The following is a 22,014-nucleotide window of genomic DNA, read 5'->3' as shown; positions in this document are numbered from 1 at the left end:
CTCTTCAGTAGAAGATCCAATGGGGGTGGCGGATGAAGTACGAGCACACGCCCACGTATGCGGGCTCGGTATCGGTCGGCGTGGCGAGCGGCACGAAGACGCGCGTGTAGAGCGCGTCCACCTGCGTGTCGGTGAGGCGCTCCCCCAGGAAGTGCATAGACCAGCGGCGCAGCGTGGCCTTCACGTCCACGGGGTTCGCGGTGCGCTGCGTGCCCGCGGGGAACAGCGCCACGTTGCCGCTCTTGGCCAACGCCAGACGGCACCACCGCTGCGACACCTGGGTCAGCGTGAGCGCGAAGGTGGGCGAGGCCGTCCGGTCCGCCGAGGTCTGCGTCATCACCGAGCCGCCCCCCAGGCCGTGATAGCGCTCGGCGGTCGGCTGTTGTCGGGGCGCGGGCACCATGTCCGGGGACTGCAACGGATACAGGTCATCTCCCCGCGACTCCGCCATGGGGATGCCGAACTCGAACGCCTCGATGAAGAAGTCCGCGTTCGACAAGCCGAGCTGCTGATACAGCGCGCGCTGCACCTGCGTGCCGGTCATCCGCGTGATGCGCGGCGCATCCGCGTTGGGCCTCGCGTCACGCTGCTGCGTGCCCAGCCCCTGAATCCACGCCCGAACGTCCGCCACCGGGAGCCTGGCCGTCCCCTCGGCGACGAGCTGCGCATAGGACTTCTCACCAATGGGCATCTGCTTGAAGGCGCCAGAGCCGCGGCCCTCCAACAACCGCACGAGCTCGCTGTCGTCGGGGTTGCCGGCCTTCACGAGCCGCGCGTCGGCCACCAGGAGGCTCTGGAACGCCTCCGCCGAGGCGAAGTAGCCGCGCGCGCCCTGCGCGTGACACCCCTCACAGGTGGGCTTGAGCCCCTCCATGATGCGCACGGTTTCAGGAACCACGGGCGTGCCGCAGACCGACTGCGAGCGCGAGGCCAGCTCGGACGAGGCGCCCTCGCGACCACAGGCGAGCGCGAGGAAGGACAGCACGACGAGAGGTGCGATGCGATTCATGTCAGCGCCCCCGCCGGAACAGCTCCGACTGCGTGAGGGATTTGATGTACGGCCTGACCTTCCGGCCGCCCGCGATGTAGCGAGAGACCTCCGTGTCCAGGTAGCCCGCCTCGGTGGCGGGGTCGATGTCGCGGCCCAGCACTTGCGCATGCAGGTGCCGCACGACGCACTTGTCGAACGCCCCGGCCGCGACGATGAGCTTGGCGAAGCCGAGCGGCCCCACCGTCCCGTCACTCACCTGCCCCAGCAACGTCTGGTCCGGGGGGAGGAAGTCGATGAACACCGCCTCCGGATTGGCCTGCTCCTGCGCAGGCGTGATGGGCGTGAGCTTCGTGTCGGCCACGTACCAGCGGTTCCAGTGACTGAACGGATCCACGCCATAGGGATAGACGCCCTGGCGCCAGCGCACGGGCCAGTGCCACTTGGTCCCCACGCCGGGCATGAGGTACTCGGCGCCGAAGCCCTCGGAAGCAGAGCCCAGCTTCGCGTAGCGCTTGAAGTGGATCGCCGCCGGGTCGAGCCGGCGATGGCAGTGCTGACACGGCCCCTCCGAGCCCGGGTCGCGGCGGTACTCGTTGAACTTCTGGCCCATGGGCGGCGCGAGCACCTCGCACGCGAGCGTCTCCAGCGCTCGGGCACCGCGCACGCGCTCGCGCGGATAGCCCGACAAGAAGCCGGCGGTGGTGAGCATGCCCGCGGCGGGAATCCCTCGCATCGGCGTGGTCACCGAGCGCGGGTCATAGCGGTAGTCGCGGTCCGCCAGGAGGAAGGGATTGCGCGCGGGCACCTGGAACTCGCGCCACGCCTTGGGGTCTCCTGGCGAGTGCAATGGATCCACCGGCGCCGAGCTGAAGCGCTCGGGACGCCACCAGCTGTCATCCGTGCGCAGGTCCGACATGCCGCCCGCGAGCCCCTGCATCACATACGCGGCCTGGAGGTTGGAGGGACCCACCGAGTAGCTGCCCAGGATGAGGTCCGTCATCGGACGGTCGTGCCACACGAGGTGCGCATACAGACGCGCGGGCTCCTCGGACACCAGCCGCCGCTGCCCCTGCTCGGCGTAGGGCAGGTAGTCCTCAAAGCCCGTGTACTGCTGGTAGTCGGCGTGGCAGGAGATGCCATTCGGACCGCAGCCACAGGTGCCCACCGGCCCTGACTTGACGCAGTCAACGGGGACCGGGTTGCCGTTCTCACTGCCCACGCCGGTATTCGCGACGTTGGCCGCCAGCCCCACCAACCGCGCGGTGGTGCCGGGCGCCCACCATGGCTCGATGCTGATTTCCGCCACGGGCGTGCCATCCGCCTTCACGCCATCACACGCGGCCGTGTCACCTCGGAAGTAGCGCCACGCTCCCGCCTTCGCCGAGCTCGCGGGGCAAGGCATGAGCGCGCGCTGCTGCTGTACGCCGTACTCGGGCGCGTCCGCGGTGCTGGGAACGAGCGGGATGTTGAACCAGTCCCGGGCCTGCTCGAACATCGTCCGGTAGAAGACCGGGTCGTGGAGCGTCTGGTCCACGAACGCGTCCACGTAGGCCTGCTGCGCGGTGGCGTCTCCCGCGGCCTCCAGCGCGGCGTACTCGTCATCCGTGGGAGGCGTGCCCCGCAGCGCCAGCGACGCGCGACGCAGCACCCGGCTGGGCGCCAACGTGTCCGGCCGCTCCCCGCCGTCCACGCCCTCCGAGGGCGGAGGCTCGACACAACCCGAGTCCGCCGGGTCCTGCGTGTCCCCGGGCCTGCCGCCCACCGTGCCAGTGCACCCCAGCCAGACGACGACTGGGAGCACGCAGGCCAGGGTGCGAAGCCCGCGTGGCAGCCTTCGCCAGCGCGGAGATGGCTCCGACCACGTCATTGAAAGAGTTGGAAGGCGCGAAATCATCGAGCGCCGCTAGGCAATGCATGTGCCATGCGGATTCGCGCGGCGCGGAGGGCTCCGCTCACTCGGGAGACCCGCGTGGCGACGCCCTCGAGGTCTGGAGGCACACGGGGACTGCCCCCACCAACCTGGGGCCTGCGCCCCCCAGCTCAGGCCGGGGCCCCAGCGACGCGCCGGCGCCTGGGAGAATGAAGCGCGTGGGCTCCGGCGCGAGCCCCGTTCGGAGCGCGGTCGAGGGGGTCGCGACCGCTCTTGGGACGCCTTATCCCAGGCCCGGTCAGCCTGAGCGCCCCCGGAGCCCCGCGCCCGAGGGGGCCTCCCGTGGCATGAGCGTTGCTCTTCCGGCCTCTCTCCGAGGAGGAATCCGCTCCATGATGAGCACGCTGGTCCAGGACCTACGCTTCGCGCTGCGCGCCCTGCTCAAGAACCGTGTCTTCACGGGGGTGGCGGTGCTGACCCTGGCCCTGGGGATTGGCGTGAACACCGCCATCTTCACGGTGGTGGATGCCACGCTGCTGCGGCCGCTCCCCTACCCGGAGCCCGACCGACTCGTCGACCTCTGGGAGATTCGCCCGCTGAGCGGCGAGTTCGGGCGCTCCCAGGCGTCCTATCCCAACTTCCTCGACTACCAGTCGCAGACGGAGCTGTTCTCGTCGTTCGGCGCCTATCTCGGCTTCCAGCAGCTGGTGTCGATGGGCAGCGGGGCGGCGGAGATGCTCCCCATGGCCGTGGTGTCGGGGGACTTCTTCAAGACGCTGGGGACGCGCCCCGCGCTGGGCCGGCTCCTGAACGCGGCGGATGACCAGGACGGCTCCGAGCGCGTGGCGGTCATCAGCCACGGCATGTGGCAGCGCCGCTTCGGTGGGCGGGCGGACGTGCTCGGCAAGACGTTCACCCTGAAAGGCACCCCCTACAGCATCGTGGGCGTGGTGAGCCCCGAGTACCAGTTCGCGCTCTCGAGCCCCGTGGAGGCGTGGGTCCCTCAACGCAACCTGCTGCCCGACGACATGAAGACGCGGCGGAGCCTGCGCTGGGTGAAGGTGCTCGGCCGGCTGGCGCCGGGCGTGAGCCGGGAGCTGGCGCAGACGAAGCTGCGCGAGCTGGCGGCGCGGCTCGCCACCGAGTACCCCGCCGCCAACACGAACCTGTCCATCGAGCTGACGCCGCTGCGCGACGAAGTCGTGGGCCCGGTGCGTCCGCTGTTGTTGCTCATGCTGGGCGCGGTGGGGCTGGTGTTGCTCATCGCGTGCGGCAACGTGGCCAACCTGATGCTCGCGCGCGCGGCGTCGCGGCAGCGCGAGATGGCCATTCGACAGGCGCTCGGCGCGGGGCGCGGGCGGTTGGTGCAGCAGCTCCTCACCGAGAGCCTCCTGCTCGCAGTCTTGGGTGGGTGTCTGGGGTTGCTGTGCGCGCAGTGGGGCTTGGAGGTCCTGCTGTCCGCCATCCCAGCGCAGCAGCTGGCGGTCATGCCCTACCTGAGCGAGCTGTCCTTGGATGGCCGGGTCCTGGGGTTCACGGCCGGGGTCTCCATCCTGACGGGCGTGTTGTTCGGATTGGTGCCGGCGCTCACGGGCTCTCGCGCGGACGTGCGGGGCGCGCTCCAGGCTGCGGCGCCGAATGCGAGCGGCAGTGCGCGGAGCAAGCTGCGGCGGGCGCTCGTGGTGGCCGAGGTCGCCCTGGCGCTCGTGCTGCTCGTGGGCGCGGGCCTGCTACTCAAGAGCATGACGCGGATGATGGCGGTGGATCCCGGCTTCGAGCGGCAGGACCTGCTCACGGGCTACCTGGTCCTGCCCCAGGGAAAGTACCAGGCCCCGGGCGAGGCGAGCGACCTCATGGCGCGGCTGGTGGACCAACTCCAGGCGCGGCCGGACGTGCAGGGCGCCGCCTTCGTGTCTCGGTTGCCGCTCAGCAACGGGGGCAACACCGCGCGCTACGTCATCCTCGGCCGCCCGCCCGGGGCGCCTGGGCAGGACAACGAGGCGTTCTTCCGCACGGTGTCGACGGGCTACTTCCAAACGCTCAAGGTGCCCCTGGTGCGCGGGCGCTTCTTCGCGCAGGCGGATGGGACGGACGCGCCCAAGGTGGTCATCATCAATCAGGCGCTGGCAGCGCGGCTGTTCCCGGGCCAGGACCCGGTGGGCCAGAGCCTGCGCCTGACCTTCTCGCCGACCCAGCCCCCGCGCGAAATCGTGGGCGTGGTGGCCAATGAGAACATGGAGAGCCTGGACGCCGTGGCCTCGCCGGCCATGTACGTCCCCATCGCGCAGGATGATCCGGACAACGCCTTCCTCGCGGTGCGCCTGCGACGGGGCGCGACGGGCATGGCGGCCACGCTGCTCGCCACGGTGAAGGCGGAGAACCCGGAGCTGGTGCTGGTGGACGTGCGCACGCTGGACGAGCGCGTGGAGACCTCCTCCTCGGTGTTCCTGCGCCGCTACCCCACGTTGGTGGTGGGCGCGTTCGCCTCGGTGGCGCTGCTGCTGGCGCTGGTGGGCGTGTATGGCGTCATCGCGTACTCCATCGCGCAGCGGACGCGGGAGATCAGCATCCGGCTGGCGCTGGGCGCGCGGCGGGTCGATGTGCTCTCGATGGTGGTGCGCGAGGGCGCGGGCATGGCGCTGATGGGCGTGGGGCTCGGGTTGGTCGGCGCGTTGGCGCTGGGCCGGGTGCTCCAGCGGGTCCTCTTCGGCGTGGACGCGAGCGATCCGCTGGTGCTCGCGGGCGGCGCGGTGCTGCTGGTGCTCATGGCCGTGCTGGCCAGCTACCTGCCCGCGAGGCGCGCCTCGCGCGTGGAGCCGGCGGAGGCGCTGCGCTGAGGTCTGGAGCGCGGGCGGGCCAGGCTCTCGGACCTCGGGAGTCTGGCGCAGGCGAACGCGCGTGCCGCACGGGCGCGCTATCGAGGCTCCGTGATGCGATAGCGCTCCGTGAGCGCGGCCCAGGACGCGGGTGACACGTCATCCTGGGAGCAGATGAGTTGCTTCGCGTGGGAGAGCGTGGACGCGTTCGCGAGGAGGCGCGCGCTCGCGTCGGTCAGCTCCGTACCGGTCAGGTCGATGACCTCCAACTGGGGTGCGAAGGGCGCGTGGATGAGTGCCTCGCAGAGCGCTTCGCCCAGAGCGCAGTAGCGCAGCTCCAGGTGACGGAGCCCCGCGAGTCCCTCGGCCTGCGCGAGCGGCACGAGGTCCTCGGGAGTCCATCCCACGTACCAGTCGAACTGACAGTCGATGCCCAGGCGTTCGAGTCTCGGGAGGCGCGCGTCGCGGAGGAACTGAAGTCCCCCGGCCTTGGACACGGGCGACTTCTTCCACGCGGACAGGTCCGCAGGCCCGAAGGGGGTCGCGCCCAACCAGTGCAGGAAGAGTTCGCGCAGCTCGGAGTGTTCGATGCGTTCCGCCTGGAGTTCCGCCATGGGGAGCACCAGGGTTCGCAGGCCTGGGTAGAGGGACAGGAGCGAGCCCAGCGCGTCCAAGCGGATCCACTGAATCCAGTCCTGGAGAAGGCCGAGGCGTACCCCAGGGTCCAGGTCCGCAGTGAAGGCCGTGGACCTGCCTGTTCCAGCACGTCGAGGAGCCGTCGCATGTCCGTGGGCCCATGCCCCGAAACGTGCAGCGCCATCGTGTCCAGCCGCTGCGTGTCGAGCGTCGTCAGGGCCGCGCCCAGCAACTCGAGCCCTGAGTCGAGGCGCTCGAAGTCCACGAGTTCGAGGTCGAGCCGGATGACGTCTCCGTCCTGGCGCTGAATGACCAACGCGTCGTCCCGAATGGCGTCCCAGTAGTCGCGCCGGTCGATGACGATGCGTTCCAAGGAAGAGGACAACCCCACAGTCTGGAGTTCGGTGAGCATTTGCCGCAGTGCTTGCTCGCTGCCACCAAGGTCCACCCGGAGAAACAGCTCGCGCAGAGGCTCCTGATGCGCGAGGCGCGCGTACACGCCAGGCGCGCGGTCGACCTCGAGCAAGACCCGGTCTACGCGTCCGTCCGTGAAGTGGGCTTCGTCCGGACGGAGGCCCAGCTCCGCGAGCCGCTGTACCACCCGAGCCTCGTGTCCCTCACTCACCAAAACCTCGCCTCCCCAGCGTGGACGGGACATCGCGCCAGATGGACAAGCGAGCGACAAGGTCCGTCGTGAAGCGTGTGCTTCGCGGGGACCTTCTAGCACTTCAACCCTGGGGCTCGGCCCACCCCTCACGAGCGGAAGGCCGAAGCGTCATTCCACTGCGCCACGGGAATGAAGCGAAGTCCTTCGGGCGGTGGCGCCAAGGCCATCACTCGCGCCCTTGGTGACAATGCGAGCGGAAATACTCCAGAGTCGAAGGGTCGCAACACCCACGCTTGAAGACAGGCGGTGGTCATGCGTTTCCGAAACTGCATCACACTCGTGCTGCTGCTCCTGTTCTCGGGCTGCGCTACGTCGGCGCCGAGCCCAAGAGAGATACCGGCCCGAGACCCGCGGCTCGACAACTTTCAGCGGGCAGCAAAGTTGCCGTGGACAGACAACGGCCACTGCGTGGCGCATGAAGCCGCCAACGAATGGCCCGTTCTGGCGGAACGGTGCTTTCACGCGCTCGAGCGCGACAGGGTCAGGTTTCGGGACATCACCAGAAAATGCGCCCTCGCTTCGGTGGATGCAGCAGGTCCCGCCGCCATGGCCCTTTGTGTCTTCGCGGCACCCGAGCTCGTTGCCGGTGCCGTGGTCGTGATTGGAGCGGTGGTCGTGGCAGCCGCCATCCAAGAGGGGATTGATGCTTATCACCGAAACGCATCCCGCGGGCGCGCGCAGCCCAAGCCGCAAGCACGACCATCCGGTGAGCATGAACCCGTGACGGAGAGAGAACCCACGCCAAAGGGCTCACGCACCGGAGACTTCTTCCCACCACCGCCTGAAATCAAGCCGCGCCGTCCAACGTGCGAACCCATCCCTGTGCCGCACGCGGGCGCGGACGCCCCGCATAACGAGTGCGCCGATAAGTTTCCACCCAACCGCTACCTCGGCATGGACGTCATCGTGGGCGGCGAGCGCTTTGATGCGCTGCAGGTCGGCGTGCGCGCGCTGTGGGAGATCAAGACCCACCGATTTGATACGTACCCGGACTTCATCCGGGAGCGGGAGGTCGAGAAGGACTTGGCGCAAATAGAAAGGGAGCGCAGAGCCGCGGCGGCATGTGGCTATGACTTCGTTATGGGGGTGAGCACCCAAGCGCACAAAGACGCGTTGCTCGCCATTGTTCCCTCCCTCAAGATCGTCGTCACGGGATGCAAACGATGACCACACCCGATCGCCTCGTTCTGACCGTCTACGCGCCTGCCCTCGCGGGTAACGACTCGCGCGCACTCGCGGCTGTTCATGGGATGGAACAGGCGCTCCCTGGCTTGCATCTAGCGTGGCGGGTGACCGGGGGGCGACGACTTGCTGCGCTGGCACAGCGCGACGCGTGGCTCGCAGAAAAGATCAAAAACGGAGGATTCCCTCTGGTGTGCAACGGGGACGAGAACTCCCCCGTGACAGTGATGGGGAGGGAAAACTCGGGACTGTTCAGCCCTGGCGGTCAGGCCTTGTTCGAGGTCCATGCGAAGCTGCCGCTCGATGCGGCGGTCATCGCGGCAGCGGCGGAGATGCTGGGGCGCGTAGCGGAGGGCACAGGCGCGTTCTGGGGGCGTGCGACGCCACACGATGCCGCGGTGGACATCGCGTATCAGACAGCCCCTACACTCGAAGGGCCACCGGCTCCACGCCGGGGGCTGCCCGCCCTGAAGCTCTTCGAGCACATCCACTCGCCCGAAGTTCCCTACTACCTCGGATGGCTGAACTACTGGTCTGAGGCTGCGGCACGCGCCATCGGGTTCCCGGACCTGGCGCGGGACACGGACCTGCTTTCGCGCTCGCAGCGCTCGGCATCGGGCGGATGGGTCGTGCAGCTCACGGACGCACCGCTCGACCTGGACAACCCCACTCATCTGGAAGCGCTCTTGCGAGGCTATGAGCGCTTCCCGGAGATTGGCGGGCGCTCGGCGCCTGGACCTCTTCGGTGAGCATCAAGACCGGACTCGCGGCCTCCACACCGAGAGGTCCTCTCGCCGAGAGTCAGGCCTGCGGGAACGAATGCAACACAAAGAACAGTTCCGCCCCAGGTGTGCGTCAAGGAGATGGCAGGCAATGTAGACGCTGCCATCAAAGGCCACCCCTGAAACCTCTCTCGACAGCACATGCCAGCGAGGTCGGCATAGAGTGGCGGCATGCCCTCTTCCTCCGAGCCCCAGGTCCACTTCCGTGCCTGCACCCTCTGCGAGGCCATGTGTGGCATTCGCATCGAGGTTCGCGACGGCCGCGTCCACTCCATCCGTGGCGATGAGGAGGACCCCTTCAGCCGCGGCCACATCTGCCCCAAGGCCCTCGCGCTTCGTGACCTGCACGAGGACCCCGACCGCCTTCGCCAACCCATGCGCCGAACCGCCTCGGGTTGGGAGCCGGTGGGCTGGGATGAGGCGCTCGATGATGTGGCCCATCGGCTCTATGCCCTGCAACGCGAGCATGGCAACAACGCCGTCGGCGTCTATCTGGGCAATCCCAACGTCCACAACCTCGGCGCCATGATGTTCGCGCCCGAGCTGGTGCGCTCCCTTCACACGCACAACCGATTCTCCGCCACGTCCGTCGATCAACTCCCGCACCAACTCGCCGCCTATCTCATGTTCGGGCACCAACTCCTCGTGCCCATCCCAGACATCGACCACACCCGGTACATGCTCATCCTCGGCGCCAATCCGCTGGCCTCGAATGGCAGCATGATGACCGCGCCCGATGTCCGTGCTCGCCTGCGCGCCATCCAGCAACGCGGCGGTCGCGTCGTCGTCGTGGATCCGCGCCGCACCGAGACCGCTCGCATCGCGGACCAACACGTCTTCATCCGCCCCGGTACCGATGCGCTCGCTCTCCTCGCCTTGCTCCATGTGGCCCTCGTGGAGAACCCGCCGCGACTGGGACGGCTCGCGGCGTTCGTGGATGGATTGGATGTCGTGCGCGAACAGGTCCGCGACTTCACGCCCGAGCACGTCGCTCCGCATACCGGCGTGGACGCGAACACCTTGCGTGCGCTGGCCCGTGACTTCCTCGCCGCGGATGGGGCCGTCTGCTACGGCCGCATGGGCCTGTCCACCCAGCCCTTCGGCGCCCTCTGCCAATGGCTCATCACCGTCCTCAATGTCGTGACGGGCAACCTGGATCGCGAGGGCGGCGCCCTCTTCACTCGCCCTGCCTTTGATTTGGTGGGGGGGCCTCGCGCGCTTGGATTGGGACGCGGCAGCCTCGGGCGATGGAAGAGTCGCGTGCGTGGCCTGCCTGAGTTCGCTGGTGAGCTGCCCGTGGCCGTGCTCTCCGAGGAGATTCTCACCGAAGGCCCGGGGCGCATCCGCGCGCTCGTCACCGTGGCGGGCAATCCCGCGCTGTCCACGCCCAATGGGGCTCAGCTCGAACGCGCGCTGGAGCGGCTCGACTTCATGGTGAGCATCGACCCGTACCTCAACGAGACGACGCGCCACGCGCACTACATCCTGCCGCCCGTGTCACCGCTGGAGCGCGGCCACTACGACCTCGCCTTCCACATGCTCGCCGTGCGCAACACCGCTCGCTACGCTCCGCCTCTGTTCCCACCCGGGCCGGATTCGCTCGAGGACTGGCGCATCCACCTGGAGCTGAAGCACCGCTTGGACATGCTGCGCCACGGGACTCGGCTGAAGGACACGCTCGCGTACCACGCGCTCAAGCGACTGGGGCCCGAGCGTCTGCTCGACGTGGGCCTGCGTATGGGCCCATATGGCGCGCGCTTCCGCCCATTCCGTCAGGGCCTCACCCTGGCTCAGCTCCGTGAGAAGCCTCACGGCGTGGACCTGGGCCCGCTCAAGCCCAGCCTCCCGCAGCGGCTTCAGCACAAGGACCATCGCATCCGGCTCGCTCCCGAGCCCCTGGTCGCGGACCTGCGACGACTGCGTGAGACTTTCCCCAAAGCGCGCGTGTCCTCGCCGCGCGATGGTGAACTGTTGCTCATCGGTCGGCGTCACCTGCGCGACAACAACTCCTGGCTTCACAACACGCCGGGCCTCGTGAAGGGCAAGCCTCGCTGCACGCTGATGGTGCACCCCGAGGACGCCGCGCGGCTGGGACTCGTCGAGGGCAAAGAAGCGCTCGTCACCTCGCGCGTGGGCCACGTCACGGTACCGGTGGAGGTGACGGATGACGTGATGCCGGGCGTGGTGAGCCTGCCTCACGGCTACGGCCATCAACGACCGGGCATCCGCCTCACAGTCGCCGCCCAGCACGCGGGCGTCAGCATCAACGACCTCACCGATGACCTCGCCCTCGACGCGGTCAGCGGCAACGCAGCCTTCAGCGGCACGCCGGTGCGGGTGACGAGCGCGGCGGTGACGGGCGTCGGGGCCTCCACACCAGCGGCGTGAGCGCACCGGCCAGGACGAAGCCCGCCTGCACCGTGTGCGCGAGCAACGCGATGGACATGGCGCGCGCGGTGGTGGTGCCCAGCGCGCCCGCCGCCAGCGAGAACGCTCCGTCCGTGACGCCCACCTGCCCCGGCACGAGCGACCCCAGCGCCAGCGCCACCAGGTAGAGGCCCTGCGCGAAGAGCGCCTGCACCGCGCTCGCGTTGATGCCCACCGCGTGCGCGAGCACCGCGTACTGCATCACCTGGAGCGAGCGGCTGCACATGAAGGCCAGCATGGGACGCCACGGCAGCAACGGGCCCGAGCACGCCGAATCCTGGAACACCTCCGTCTGCGAGGCCCAACGCTTGCGCCTCCGACGCAGCCACGCGCCCAACTTCCGCGCCCGCATGCAGGCGCGCACGCCCAACGAGGTGAGCAAGAGCACCGTGCCGTGGATGAGCATGGCGATGGTGAAGGCAGAGTTCCCCGTCATCAGGAAGGACGCGTACGCGCACGGGAAGGAGATGAGCCCGCCCGCGCCCAGTGACGCGGCCTGCGCGGTGGCCGCCGCGGATGAGGCCGCCGCGCCTCCCGTGTAGGGCGTGACGAGCGCGGCCTTGGTGGCCTCGGCGGCGGCCCGGCCCGCGGGCGCCATGCTGGACACCGCCGTGCCGATGAGCTGCGCGCGCGCCAGCACCGACACCGGGATGAGGCGCGCGCGAGGTCCATGCGCCAACCAGGTGGCCGAGGCATCCAACGCCTGCCGTCCCACCTCGATGAGCGCGACCCAGGGCAACCACGGCGCGGCTTCCTTCAGCGCGAGCCCCAGCTCGCTCGGGCCCGCGCGGTGCACCAACATGGCCAGCATGCCCAGGCCCAGCAGCGCGAAGAGGATCCTGATGCCCACGATGAGCCGGAGTCGCCAGGAGCCACCGAACAGCGCTCGCCCCGGCTCCGCCTCGCCTATCGCGGGCCCGACCACGGCCGCGTCCTGGCGCGCGTCTCTCACCGTCGCCCTCCTCGCCCATCGCGCCCCCGGCCCCCGGGGTCGTGGTGAAGGTGCGCAGCCTCACCGCCCCTGACGAGGGGGGACCCTGAACGCGCGACCTCGGTCCGCCCGGGCCGTCGCCTGGAGGACAGCGCGCAGGGCCCTGGGGCTCGGAGCACCTCCCCCCGGGCCCGCACGTCCGGGTGGGAACGTCGCGCGGTGAACGCGGTGCGCGCGGCTCGGCAGCCGCGACGAAGGTGGCTAGGGTGCGTCCCGCGACGGCAGGACGAACGCGGGAGCGACACATGAAAGCGGTGCGGTTCTCGGCCTTCGGGCCCCCCATGGACGTGGCGCAGCTCGTGGACGAGGCGCGCGAGGCCCTCAAGCCCGGCGAGGCGCGGGTGGCGGTGCTCGCCACGCCCATCAATCCCTCGGACCTGCTCACCCTCACCGGCGAGTACGGCATGCTGCCCAAGCTGCCCGCCACGCCCGGCAACGAGGGCGTGGGCCGCGTCGTCGAGGTGGAGGACTCGGACGCGGTGTCCCCCGGCGACCTGGTGTTCCTGCCCACCGGCGCGGGCACGTGGCGCACGCACCTCACCGCGAAGGCGGCCGAGCTGCTACCCGTGCCGCCGGGCCTAGACCTCATCCAAGCCTCGATGATGGCCATCAACCCACCCACCGCCTACCTCATGCTGCGGCAGTTCGTGACGCTCCAGCCCGGCGACTGGGTCATCCAGAACGCGGCCAACTCCGCGGTGGGGCGCTACCTCATCACCCTGGCGCAGGTGATGGGCGTGAAGACGGTGAACGTGGTGCGCCGCGAGTCCCTGGCCGCCGAACTCAAGGCCCAGGGCGCCGACGTGGTGCTGACCGACACGGACGAGCTGCCCCAGCAGGTGAAGAGCGCCACGAACGGAGCCAAGGTACGCCTGGGCATCGACGCGGTGGGCGGAGACTCCACGCGACGACTGGGCGACTCGCTGGCCACGGGCGGCGTGGTGGTGAACTACGGCGCCATGAGCGGCAAGGGCCCCAAGCTGTCCGCGGCGGCCTCCATCTTCAAGGACATCTCCCTGCGAGGCTTCTGGCTGGTGCGCTGGATGCGGAACGCCTCGCGCGAGGAGCAGAACGCCACCTTCGCCCGGCTCGCGGAGCTGATGTCCGTGGGCACGTTGCAGACGGCCGTGGACGGCACCTATCCGCTGGAGCGCATCCACGACGCGCTCCAGCGTGCGATGGAGGAAGGCCGCAACGGCAAGGTCATCCTCACCCCCAACCCCGCGACCTGAGCGCGCGCACTCACCCAAGGACAGACATCATGAAGCGAGTCGAAGGCAAGGTCGCCCTGATTACCGGCGCGGCGGGCGGACTGGGCGCGGCGGCGGCACGGCTGCTGGCGCGCGAGGGCGCTCGCGTGGTGGTGACGGACCGGCGCGAGGACGAGGGGCGGCAGGTGGCCGAGTCACTGGGTGACTCGGGCCTCTTCGTATCCCTGGACGTCACGCGCGAGGAGCAGTGGGAGCAAGCCATGGAGCAGACCCTGGCGCGCTTCGGCCGGTTGGATGTGCTGGTGAACAACGCCGGCATGGGCATCCCCAAGGACGTGGAGACGCTGTCCCTGGCCGAGTGGCGGCTGGTGCACGCCGTCAACCTGGACGGCACCTTCCTCGGGTGCAAGCACGGCATCCGCGCGATGCGCCGTCACGGAGAGGGCGGCTCCATCATCAACATCTCCTCCGTGGGAGGACTGGTGGGCATGGCGGGCGTTCCGGCGTACTCGTCCGCCAAGGGCGGCGTGCGGCTGTTGAGCAAGTCCGTGGCGCTGCGCTGCGCGCAGAAGGGCTACGGCATCCGCGTCAATTCCATCCATCCCGGCTTCGTGGAGACGTCGATGGTGGAGGCCCTGGCCCAGGCCTCGGGCAAGCCCGTCGAGGCGCGCGCGCGCATGGTGCGAGGCATTCCCCTGGGCCGACTGGGTGAACCGGATGACGTGGCCTACGCCATCGTCTACCTCGCCTCGGACGAGTCGAAGATGGTGACCGGCTCGGAGATGGTCATCGACGGCGGCGCCACCGCGCAGTAGCGGAGGTCACTCCCAGGACGCCATCAGCAGTTCGACCATGCGCGCGGCCAGGTCCTTGCGGTGCGTGACGAGTTGTCCCCAGGCCAGGGCGTGCTGCGCCCAGGCCTGCGGCTCCAGCCCCGCGGCCTGGAGCACCCGCAGCGCATCCGGGTTCATCCCCAGCGCCTTGAGGACACGCACGTAGTGCCACACCGTGGGCAGGGGCGTGCCAGGGAAGTGGACCTCCGCGTCCAGCGACTTGCCCTCTATCTGAGGGCGCAGGCGCGCGAGGATTCCCTCATCGTCGCCCGCGTCCGGGCCGCGCGTGGAGGTCGGGGAATCGAACGGGAGGCCCGGGGCTTCCGCTCCGCTCCGCATGGCCGCCATCCGCCGCCCCCACTCCTGGCGCGCGGCCACCATCTCTCCCACCAATCGCTCACGCGCGGCTCTCGACTGCTGCTCCAATTCCAGACGGCGGGCCTCCGCCTGCCGCTCCTGGTCGCGCAGCCGCGACTCGGTCACGCGCCGCATCAACTCCGCTTCCTCGCGACGGGACGCGTCCGCGAGCCGGCGTTCCTCGTACTCGGTCATCCACTGGAGCCGAGGCCGCGTCTCCTCCGCGAAGTCACTGACGAAGCCCGACTCTTCTGGCGGCACGGGCGTCTCATGCACCCGCTCCGCGAAGCCGGGGAACCAGGCGCGCAGTCGCCGCGCCTCGGGCAACAGCACGGCATCCTGCTCCTCCACGCCCAGCGCATTGCCCAGCGCGCACGCGGCGGTGAACACCGCCAGCGCGGCCGTGCGCGGGCGCCGAGCGATGGCCTCCTCCGCCGCGGGCCACACCTCCGCGAGCCGGCGCGGCAGGTCCGCGGCCGGAGCGTTCTGCACCAGCAAGGACACCTGTCGATCCAACCCCATCGGGTCCACGCGCCCCCACGCCCGGAAGCGCGCCACCGCGTCGGGCTCCTCCGCCACCTGCCGCTCCCACAGCGCGTCCCGCCACGGAGCGAAGGCCGCGAGCAATCGCTCACGCTCCTCCGGATGAGAGCGGAAGCGCGCCCACACCGTGTCGATGAACGCCTCACGCCCGGTGCCTCCACTCCAGGCGCGCACCGCCTCGTGCAGTGGCGCCACCACGTCCTCCTGGCCCGGCCCTTCCCAGACGGACACCCACAGCCGTGGGACCCGCTCCCGCCACCCCTCCACGACCCGGTCCGCCCACGACGGCAATGACATCAACGCCATCAGCAAGGGGCCCGCGCAGTCCTCATCTCGCGCCCAGACATTCAGCAGCCGCGCCTGCGCGGGCTCCGCTAGCAGGAGGAAGCGCCGGAAACCGATGCCATCCATCGCCTTCGCGCGGGCCTCCAGCGCGTCATTCGACAGGGCCTCGGCGGCGGCCTCCACGAAGGCGCGCACCGCCTCCATGTCCGGCAGCGAGTGGCCATGCTCCTTCGGAGCAGTGCCCGCCCAGTCCACGAAGCGCAGGGCCACCTCGCCCGGCAACCCCGGCAGCACCGACAGCGCCCACTCCGCCCAGCGCGCCTGCGCGTCCGGCGGAAGCAATACCAACGGCGCTCGCTCCGCCAATCGCAGCAGCCGATCCGCCAGCGCGCCCGGCGTGCGCGCCGACACCGCCAGCAACGCCGCGAGCGCCTCCGGGGGCGTGGGCGAGGGCAGCTCGGCCAGCATGTCCTTGGCGGCCTGCGCGTCCCCCGTCAGCGCCACGTCCGCGAAGAACCACCGCGAGCCCAGCGCGGTCAGCCGCCGCCGCGCCTGGGACACCGTCTCCAAGTCGCTCGACATCAGTCCTTCCCGCAGCCCCTCCGCGTCCTCCAGGCACAGCGCGCACTCGAAGCGCAGGTCCGCGTCCGCCGCGTCTCGCAGTCCCTCGCGGAGGCGCTGGAGCACCCCGCCAGTGGGTTGCTCCTCAGTGGCACGCACCCAAGCCACCGCCGCGCGCGGCCCCAGCGCCGCGTGCTCCAGCAGCGCGAGCGACAGCACGCGGACGCGCTCGCACCCCGCGGAGGACATCCGCGCCCAGGGCCAGACCTTCCAGCGCGTCAGCGCCAGCATCGCCTCCAGCCCCAGGAGCCCGTCCTGCTCCAACAGCCCGCGCACCGTGGCGAGCACGTCCGGCTCCGGTCGCCCCTGGTGCACCAGCACGAGCGCCGCCAGCGAGCGCACGCCCAGGTCCGGGGCCTTGCGCCAGAGCAACTCCGGCGTGTCGGGCCAGGGCCCCGGTGGCCCCAGGAGCTCGTCGAGCACCCCCAGGTCGAGCGGCAGCATCGCGGCCCACCCATCCTCCTGAGCGGCCGTGAAGCCGCGCTGGAGGAGCCCGGACTCCAGCCGCTCTGCCACCTCCACCACGCGCCGCACGCGCGCCCACTGCGCCGCATACCGACGCCTCAGCTCCGCGCGAGGCTCCGCGGCCAACGCCGCCACGCGGTCCGCGAGCGCGAAGCGGTCCACCCCCGCGCGCAGCAGCTCTCGGGCCGCCCCATAGTCCTCGGGGGGCACCGCGCCACAGAAGCAGTGCGGACAGGAGACGCCAGGAGGGATGAAGCGCACGCAGCCCGGACAACGGACGTCTTGGCCTCGGTGGACTCCCAGGTCGAGCAGAGCGGACATGTCCGCTGTCTACTCCCGGAAGCCTGGGCGGAGGAGTCCCCCTGGCGTGGCGCGAGGCGTCAGCGCAAGAGCAGCCAGTCCACGCTCACCGGCTGGTCCGCCTCATTGGTGAGGTTGAGCGTGAAGCCCGTGGCGGCCTTCTGGGTGACGAAGGGCGCGCCCGCCGCGTTGGCCGTGGCGATGATGCGGTAGGCCGCGTCCAGCTCCGGCCGGGGGAACACCACCGCCACCTCCACGCTCCCCGGAGGCACCAGCGCGGTGCCCGAGAAGTTGCTGGACGCCGTGTCCCCCGCAGACAGTCCCCGGACATTGGTGGCCGAGCTGCCATCCTCGACCGACACCGCGCCCGGCGTTTGAGACCACGTCAGGGGCAGCTGCTTCCAGTTGCCCGGGGCCAATACCTTGATGGGACGGATGACAGGGTTTGGCAGCCCCTCCGTGGGCAGACGGAACACCTCCGCGCGGGGCCCGGCGCGGCTGGGGTTGAAGGTGCTGCCGGTAAAGACATACGCCCCCGAGCCCGGCCGGATGTCGATGATGGGTGTGTCGGGGCTCGACAGGGCCTCGAAGGTACAGTTGGTGGCCGAGAGGCTCACCAGGTCCTGCGCGTACATCACCCCGCGCCGCCGGGGATTGGAGAAGCCGAAGTCCTCGTCGGTGAGCACCACGAAGCGCATGTCCACGCTCATGGCCCCGCCCAGGCTCCCCACCAGGTAGAGGTTGTAGATGCCGTTGCCGTTGTAGATGTTGTCGAGGATGACCGAGCACTCGGCCACGATGATGGGGAAGTTGGGGACCTTGGTGTCGATGTCCTGGAGCCGGGTGACGCCCGAGTTCTCCACGGAGATTCCAAATATCGTCCCCACCCCCCCGAAGATGGACACCCGCTGCACGCGACTCAGATAGCAATTGTTGGTCAGGCGGATGCCGTAGCGCGTGCTGAGGAAGATGACGTCCTCCACCAGCACGGAGACACACAGCCTCGCGTAGATGCCGTTGCCCTTGGCGATGCGCAGGTCGCTCACCTCCACCCGCACCAGGCCCCCCTCGTAGGCGCTGTTCATCACCGGCACGAAGCCTCGGGCGGCGGCGCCCACCTGGACCTGCATCAGCCCGTCCGCCTGCCCGTCGAAGTTGAGCAGGGCCAGCGTGTCCGCGTCCGCGACGTGTTTTCGCGTGGGGATGGGGAAGGCCGCGGTGTGGCGCGCCACCCGGCTCAGGTGCACCGAGTCCAGATAGCCATACGCCTGCTCCGTCTGCGGCGGTGACTGCGGGAAGTAGTAGCTCGCCCCGCCGAGGATGACGTCCTCCCAGGGCTCCTGGTTCAGCGTCCCCGTCGCGGGCGTCCACGCCAACAACTTCCCGTCCACGAAGACGCGCATCATCACGCCGTCATAGCTGGCCTCCAGGTGGTACGTCCGTTCCACCTGGAGCGTGTAGTCCGCCGTGCGCGCCGTCAGGTATTGCCCGCCCACCGTGAGCTTGAATGACACACAGCCGGGATGGAGGTTGTCGAAGTCACCACAGCTCAGCACGAAAGCGCGCCGGGTGGGCGGCGCCCGTCCCAGGCTCCCCCAGGACGAGATGATCATCTGCGCGTTGATGATCTTCTTGGGGCGGAAGTAGCACTGCACGGAGAACTGGGGCAACCCATCCAGGTCCATGGACGGCAGCTCGCGCAGGTTCAGCGAGTACGTCTCCCGTCGGCTGAACATATCGAGCGCCAGCCCCGGCCCCAGCGCCAGGGGCGACACGAGCGGCATGGTGGGTGCCACGCCATCACTGATGTAGATGGCGGGCCCGAGTCCGTCGTTGATGAGGGTGGTCAGGGATTTGCCATCCCCATGCATCCGCAGATAGCTGCGGCGCATCCGCAGGGGCCGGGTGATGCGGTAGCGCCCCGCGGGGAGCCTCACCGCCGCGTTCGCCTCTTCCGCCGAGGGCCCCGCGTTCTGCGCCGCGTCCAATGCCGCCTGGATGGCACTTGTATCGTCCGCGATGCCATCTCCGACGGCGCCGTAGTTCTTTACATCAATATCCGAGCGAATGACCGTGCGGACATCCAACAGCGCGTTGCGGAGTGCATCGGGGTCCGTGGACAGCGGAGTGTTGTCTCGGATGAAGTTGGGCAAAGGGCCTCCTGAGTCGGTGAATTGAGACTCATAGGATTGTCATGACCCGCCGCCGATGCACCCGTTTGACATGAATTGCCTGAAACCCTGCGTCACGGCAGAAAGGCCCCCTTCACCGCGTCCAGCAGTGGATTGGCGCCAGTGGTGGGATTGATGCATCCCTGATTGAGGGTCCAGATGATGGTGCCGCCATAGCCCTGGGAGCGCGCGAAAGCGCCCTTGGCGGCGATGGCCTGAGGGCTGTCATAGGTAATCCATCGCACCGTGCCGTCCTCCACCGGCGTGGTGAAGGTCAGATAGCTGGCCTTGGCCGCATCGTCCCAGTGGTATGTTCCGGTGGGGGCAAAGCGGGAAATCTTCTCGTAGGTGAAGGAGTTGTCCCCGCCCACATAGTCGGACCAGTTGGTGAAGTTTTGATAGGGCCCGGTGATGTGTCTCCAGGCCAGGCCATAGAAGGGGATGCCCATGCCCAGCTTCGCCTTGGGGATGCCGGCGCCGGCCCAGGCCTCCAGGCTGGATTTGACGGAGGACGGATGGTTGCCGGCCTCCCCCTGGAGCGCGGACGTGTACCAGGAGATCCACCCATCCCAGACACCAATCATCTCGTAGGACATGACATTGAGCTGGTCCATGAGAGGAACGAGGTTCACGAACCATGGGTCCGCGTCGCTCGGGAAGTTGGCGTTCACCCAGCCAATGGGGATGGTGAGCAGCATGTTGGGCCGGGCCGCGCGCAGCGCCTGCACGAGCGCGAGCAGGTCAGGCTTGTCCTCCGGATTGATGGGCTCCCAGTCGATGTCCAGGCCGTCATAGCCAAACGTGTCCATGGCGTTGAGCAGGTTCTGGACGAACCTGGCGCGGTTGGCGGCCTTGGCCGCGCCCACCCACCCATCGTGCTCGCCCGAGCCGCCAATCATGATGATGGCCTTGCGTCCGGCGGCGTGGGCGCGTGTGGACAGCGTGCGAGCAATCTGCTGGCCGTTGTCATTGTCGAACTTGGTGTTCAGCGTGCCATCCGCATTGGGCGTGACGCGCCCGACGATGATGTGGGTGAGCGCGCTGAAGTCCACCTTCTCCGGTGGATACAGGTCCACGTTCCAGCCCGTGTAATAACCCGACACCCAGAGCTTGCCGCCCGGCGAGGACGGCGTGACGGTGACGGTGGCGGACGCGCTCTTGCTGGGGTCCGCCTGGCTGGTGGCGACCACGTGGTAGGTGCCCGCCGTCACGGGCGCGGTGTACAGGCCCGCCGCGGTGACGGCGCCGCCCGCCGCGCCCTCCTGCACGGACCACGTCACCGCCGTGTTGGTGCTGCCCGCCACCGTGGCGGTGAACTGGCCCGTCTGCCCGGCCTGCAGCGTGAGGCTCGCGGGCGACACGGACACGAACACCCCCTGCTTGCCCTCCACGCCCACCTCGTCGAAGTAGAGCGTGGGCAGCGTCTGGCCACGCGTCTCCTGGAACTCGATGCCCGTGAGGGTGGCGTTCGCGGGCACGAGCGACGTCAGGGGCACCCGGCAGGACGTCCACGCGTTGGCGGGGATGGAACCGCCCACGCAGGTGGGGCCCAGGAGGACGCCATCGGTCCAGGCGCCGTTCACCTGGGCGCGCACCCGCACGAGCGCGCCGCCGCCGCCGCTGCCGCCGTCCACGCGCAACACGAGGGCCGTCTGGTTGAGCGTGGACAGGCCCGGATGGGAGAAGACGAGCGCCTGGGACGGCCCCAGCGTGACGGAGATGGAGTAGCGGCCCGCCGCGACGGGCTGCGGGTTGGTGAGGGAGTGCGGCGCCACGGTGTCATCGCGCCATGGGCTCACCATGCTGTCGCGGTAGATCCACGTCATCGTGGTGTTCCCCGCGGGCACCGACGCGGAGACGACCTGGGAGCGCGTCCCCTCTCCCGAGGCGTTCGAGGCGGAGAGGGCGTACCAGTACGTGAGGCCGGTGTAGACGGACGTGTCTCGGTAGGACGCCGTCGGCGCGGACACGGTGGCGATGCGCGTGAACGGGCCCGCCGGCCCCGAGGCGCGATACACGCCGTAGGCCGTGGCCCCCGTGACGGCGCTCCACGTGACGTTGATGGCGGTGCCCGAGACAGCCGCGGCGACCTGCGCGGGCGGAGAGGGGGCCACGAAGGTCAGCTCGATGCTGTCCACGAACAGGGCGGGCAGCGCGCGGCCCTCGGACTCCATCCACAGCAGACCATCCAGCCGCGCATCGTCCGCGCCCAGCACCGCCAGGGGCACGCGGCAGCGCGTCCAGGTGTCCGCCAGGACGACGCCGTCGTCACAGTACGCCCCCAACTCCACCGGCACGGGCGACGCGGTCTTGGACGAGTACGCGCTGAGCGTCACCGGCGGACTGAACGTCCCTCCCCCGTGAATCTGGAACTGCAGGACGTTGCGCCCCACGGTGGAGAGACCCGGACTGCGGAAGTAGAGCCCCGCGCGCGGGCCGAACGTCACCGAAATGGAACGATTTCCCGCCTGCACCGGCGACAGCGCGCCCAGGTCATGTGTGGCCCAGGAGCGGTCCGTCCAGCCAGGCGCCAGCGCATCCGCATAGATGACCAGGGGCACGCCCGCCACGCCGGCCTGCTCCTGCTCGAAAACTTCCTCCCCCACTCCCCCTTCGGCGCCGAGGCCCATCAGGGCCTCCGAGCCAAGGCCCGTGGGCGCGGTGAGCCCCGCCGCGACAGCGAAGCAGAGACCGGACACGACCGCGAAGCACACCCATTGTCTTCTCATGGAACTCCAACACGCAGATGACAGGTCGCTGTGAGGGGGCTCCGCGACGTCACGCCCGCGAGGCTCCAGGTCACGAGCCCCTCACACGCCGCGCCAGGAGGGGCGGCAGGGCAAAGTGATTGACGTGCCCCGCTCCC

Annotated in this window: 13 protein-coding genes; 6 read left to right on the top strand and 7 right to left on the bottom strand. The window is 69.5% G+C overall.

Annotated features, from left to right (window positions below):
* Positions 1-4: 4 nt before the first annotated feature.
* Together KRR26_RS25120 and KRR26_RS25115 are read right to left on the bottom strand one after the other, a co-directional pair.
* The gene (locus KRR26_RS25120) at positions 5-1,009 is read right to left on the bottom strand and encodes a hypothetical protein (protein ID WP_120204616.1); all 1,005 of its coding nucleotides are present in this window, start codon (positions 1,007-1,009) and stop codon (positions 5-7) included.
* A gap of 1 nt (position 1,010) precedes the next feature.
* Positions 1,011-2,792, bottom strand: a complete 1,782-nt coding sequence (locus KRR26_RS25115) for a hypothetical protein (RefSeq protein ID WP_147422924.1) — start codon at positions 2,790-2,792, stop codon at positions 1,011-1,013.
* A gap of 461 nt (positions 2,793-3,253) precedes the next feature.
* Between KRR26_RS25115 and KRR26_RS25110 the strand changes: the two genes are divergently transcribed.
* On the top strand, positions 3,254-5,698 hold the full coding sequence (locus KRR26_RS25110; RefSeq protein WP_217081056.1) for an ABC transporter permease: 2,445 nt from the start codon (positions 3,254-3,256) through the stop codon (positions 5,696-5,698).
* A 77-nt stretch (positions 5,699-5,775) separates the two neighbouring features.
* Here the strand turns inward: KRR26_RS25110 and KRR26_RS25105 are convergent, their stop codons facing one another.
* Positions 5,776-6,351, bottom strand: coding sequence for a hypothetical protein (locus KRR26_RS25105; protein WP_217081055.1), 576 nt, complete (start codon positions 6,349-6,351; stop codon positions 5,776-5,778).
* Between the two features lie 881 nt (positions 6,352-7,232).
* On the opposite strand from KRR26_RS25105, the gene KRR26_RS25100 reads away from it, so the two are divergent.
* The 3 genes from KRR26_RS25100 to KRR26_RS25090 all read left to right on the top strand — a co-directional run bounded on the left by KRR26_RS25100 (position 7,233) and on the right by KRR26_RS25090 (position 11,332).
* Positions 7,233-8,147 carry a DUF6310 domain-containing protein gene (locus KRR26_RS25100; protein ID WP_217081054.1) on the top strand — a complete coding sequence of 305 codons (915 nt, stop codon included), beginning with the start codon at positions 7,233-7,235 and terminating at the stop codon, positions 8,145-8,147.
* A complete protein-coding gene (locus KRR26_RS25095) occupies positions 8,144-8,911 on the top strand; it encodes a DUF5953 family protein (protein ID WP_217081053.1) in 768 nt (255 codons plus the stop codon). The genes KRR26_RS25100 and KRR26_RS25095 overlap by 4 nt, the downstream gene beginning before the upstream one ends.
* Positions 8,912-9,115: 204 nt before the next feature.
* Positions 9,116-11,332 (top strand): molybdopterin oxidoreductase family protein, encoded by a 2,217-nt coding sequence (locus KRR26_RS25090; RefSeq protein WP_217081052.1) that lies wholly within the window; start codon positions 9,116-9,118, stop codon positions 11,330-11,332.
* Here KRR26_RS25090 and KRR26_RS25085 read toward each other — a convergent pair.
* Positions 11,262-12,323, bottom strand: coding sequence for a lysylphosphatidylglycerol synthase domain-containing protein (locus KRR26_RS25085; RefSeq protein ID WP_120204606.1), 1,062 nt, complete (start codon positions 12,321-12,323; stop codon positions 11,262-11,264). The two genes, KRR26_RS25090 and KRR26_RS25085, sit on opposite strands and share 71 nt — an antisense overlap.
* 284 nt (positions 12,324-12,607) lie before the next feature.
* On the opposite strand from KRR26_RS25085, the gene KRR26_RS25080 reads away from it, so the two are divergent.
* Entirely contained in the window at positions 12,608-13,594 is a 987-nt protein-coding gene (locus KRR26_RS25080; RefSeq protein ID WP_120204603.1) for a zinc-dependent alcohol dehydrogenase family protein, read from the top strand.
* 29 nt (positions 13,595-13,623) lie between these two features.
* Complete coding sequence (locus tag KRR26_RS25075; RefSeq protein WP_217081051.1) at positions 13,624-14,388, top strand: glucose 1-dehydrogenase; 765 nt, start codon at positions 13,624-13,626, stop codon at positions 14,386-14,388.
* 6 nt (positions 14,389-14,394) lie between these two features.
* Here KRR26_RS25075 and KRR26_RS25070 read toward each other — a convergent pair whose 3' ends face one another.
* From KRR26_RS25070 to KRR26_RS25060, 3 genes are all read right to left on the bottom strand, one after another.
* Entirely contained in the window at positions 14,395-16,998 is a 2,604-nt protein-coding gene (locus KRR26_RS25070; protein WP_217081050.1) for a hypothetical protein, read from the bottom strand.
* A gap of 59 nt (positions 16,999-17,057) precedes the next feature.
* Positions 17,058-19,130: a glycosyl hydrolase family 28-related protein gene (locus tag KRR26_RS25065; protein ID WP_120204596.1), complete on the bottom strand. Its 2,073-nt coding sequence runs from the start codon at positions 19,128-19,130 to the stop codon at positions 17,058-17,060.
* A gap of 92 nt (positions 19,131-19,222) precedes the next feature.
* Positions 19,223-21,877: a glycosyl hydrolase family 18 protein gene (locus KRR26_RS25060; RefSeq protein ID WP_407931738.1), complete on the bottom strand. Its 2,655-nt coding sequence runs from the start codon at positions 21,875-21,877 to the stop codon at positions 19,223-19,225.
* Positions 21,878-22,014: the final 137 nt, after the last annotated feature.

Source organism: Citreicoccus inhibens (genome assembly GCF_019039035.1).
Lineage (GTDB): Bacteria > Myxococcota > Myxococcia > Myxococcales > Myxococcaceae > Citreicoccus > Citreicoccus inhibens.
This window is presented reverse-complemented; position numbering and strand designations above follow the sequence as displayed.

Bases quoted from the DNA above. Each gene is read 5' to 3' on its own strand.
- KRR26_RS25070 (WP_217081050.1), bottom strand. From the start codon at position 16,998: ATGTCCGCTCTGCTCGACCTGGGAGTCCACCGAGGCCAAGACGTCCGT.
- KRR26_RS25110 (WP_217081056.1), top strand. From the start codon at position 3,254: ATGATGAGCACGCTGGTCCAGGACCTACGCTTCGCGCTGCGCGCCCTG.
- KRR26_RS25060 (WP_407931738.1), bottom strand. From the start codon at position 21,877: ATGAGAAGACAATGGGTGTGCTTCGCGGTCGTGTCCGGTCTCTGCTTC.
- KRR26_RS25090 (WP_217081052.1), top strand. From the start codon at position 9,116: ATGCCCTCTTCCTCCGAGCCCCAGGTCCACTTCCGTGCCTGCACCCTC.
- KRR26_RS25095 (WP_217081053.1), top strand. From the start codon at position 8,144: ATGACCACACCCGATCGCCTCGTTCTGACCGTCTACGCGCCTGCCCTC.
- KRR26_RS25120 (WP_120204616.1), bottom strand. From the start codon at position 1,009: ATGAATCGCATCGCACCTCTCGTCGTGCTGTCCTTCCTCGCGCTCGCC.
- KRR26_RS25075 (WP_217081051.1), top strand. From the start codon at position 13,624: ATGAAGCGAGTCGAAGGCAAGGTCGCCCTGATTACCGGCGCGGCGGGC.
- KRR26_RS25100 (WP_217081054.1), top strand. From the start codon at position 7,233: ATGCGTTTCCGAAACTGCATCACACTCGTGCTGCTGCTCCTGTTCTCG.
- KRR26_RS25080 (WP_120204603.1), top strand. From the start codon at position 12,608: ATGAAAGCGGTGCGGTTCTCGGCCTTCGGGCCCCCCATGGACGTGGCG.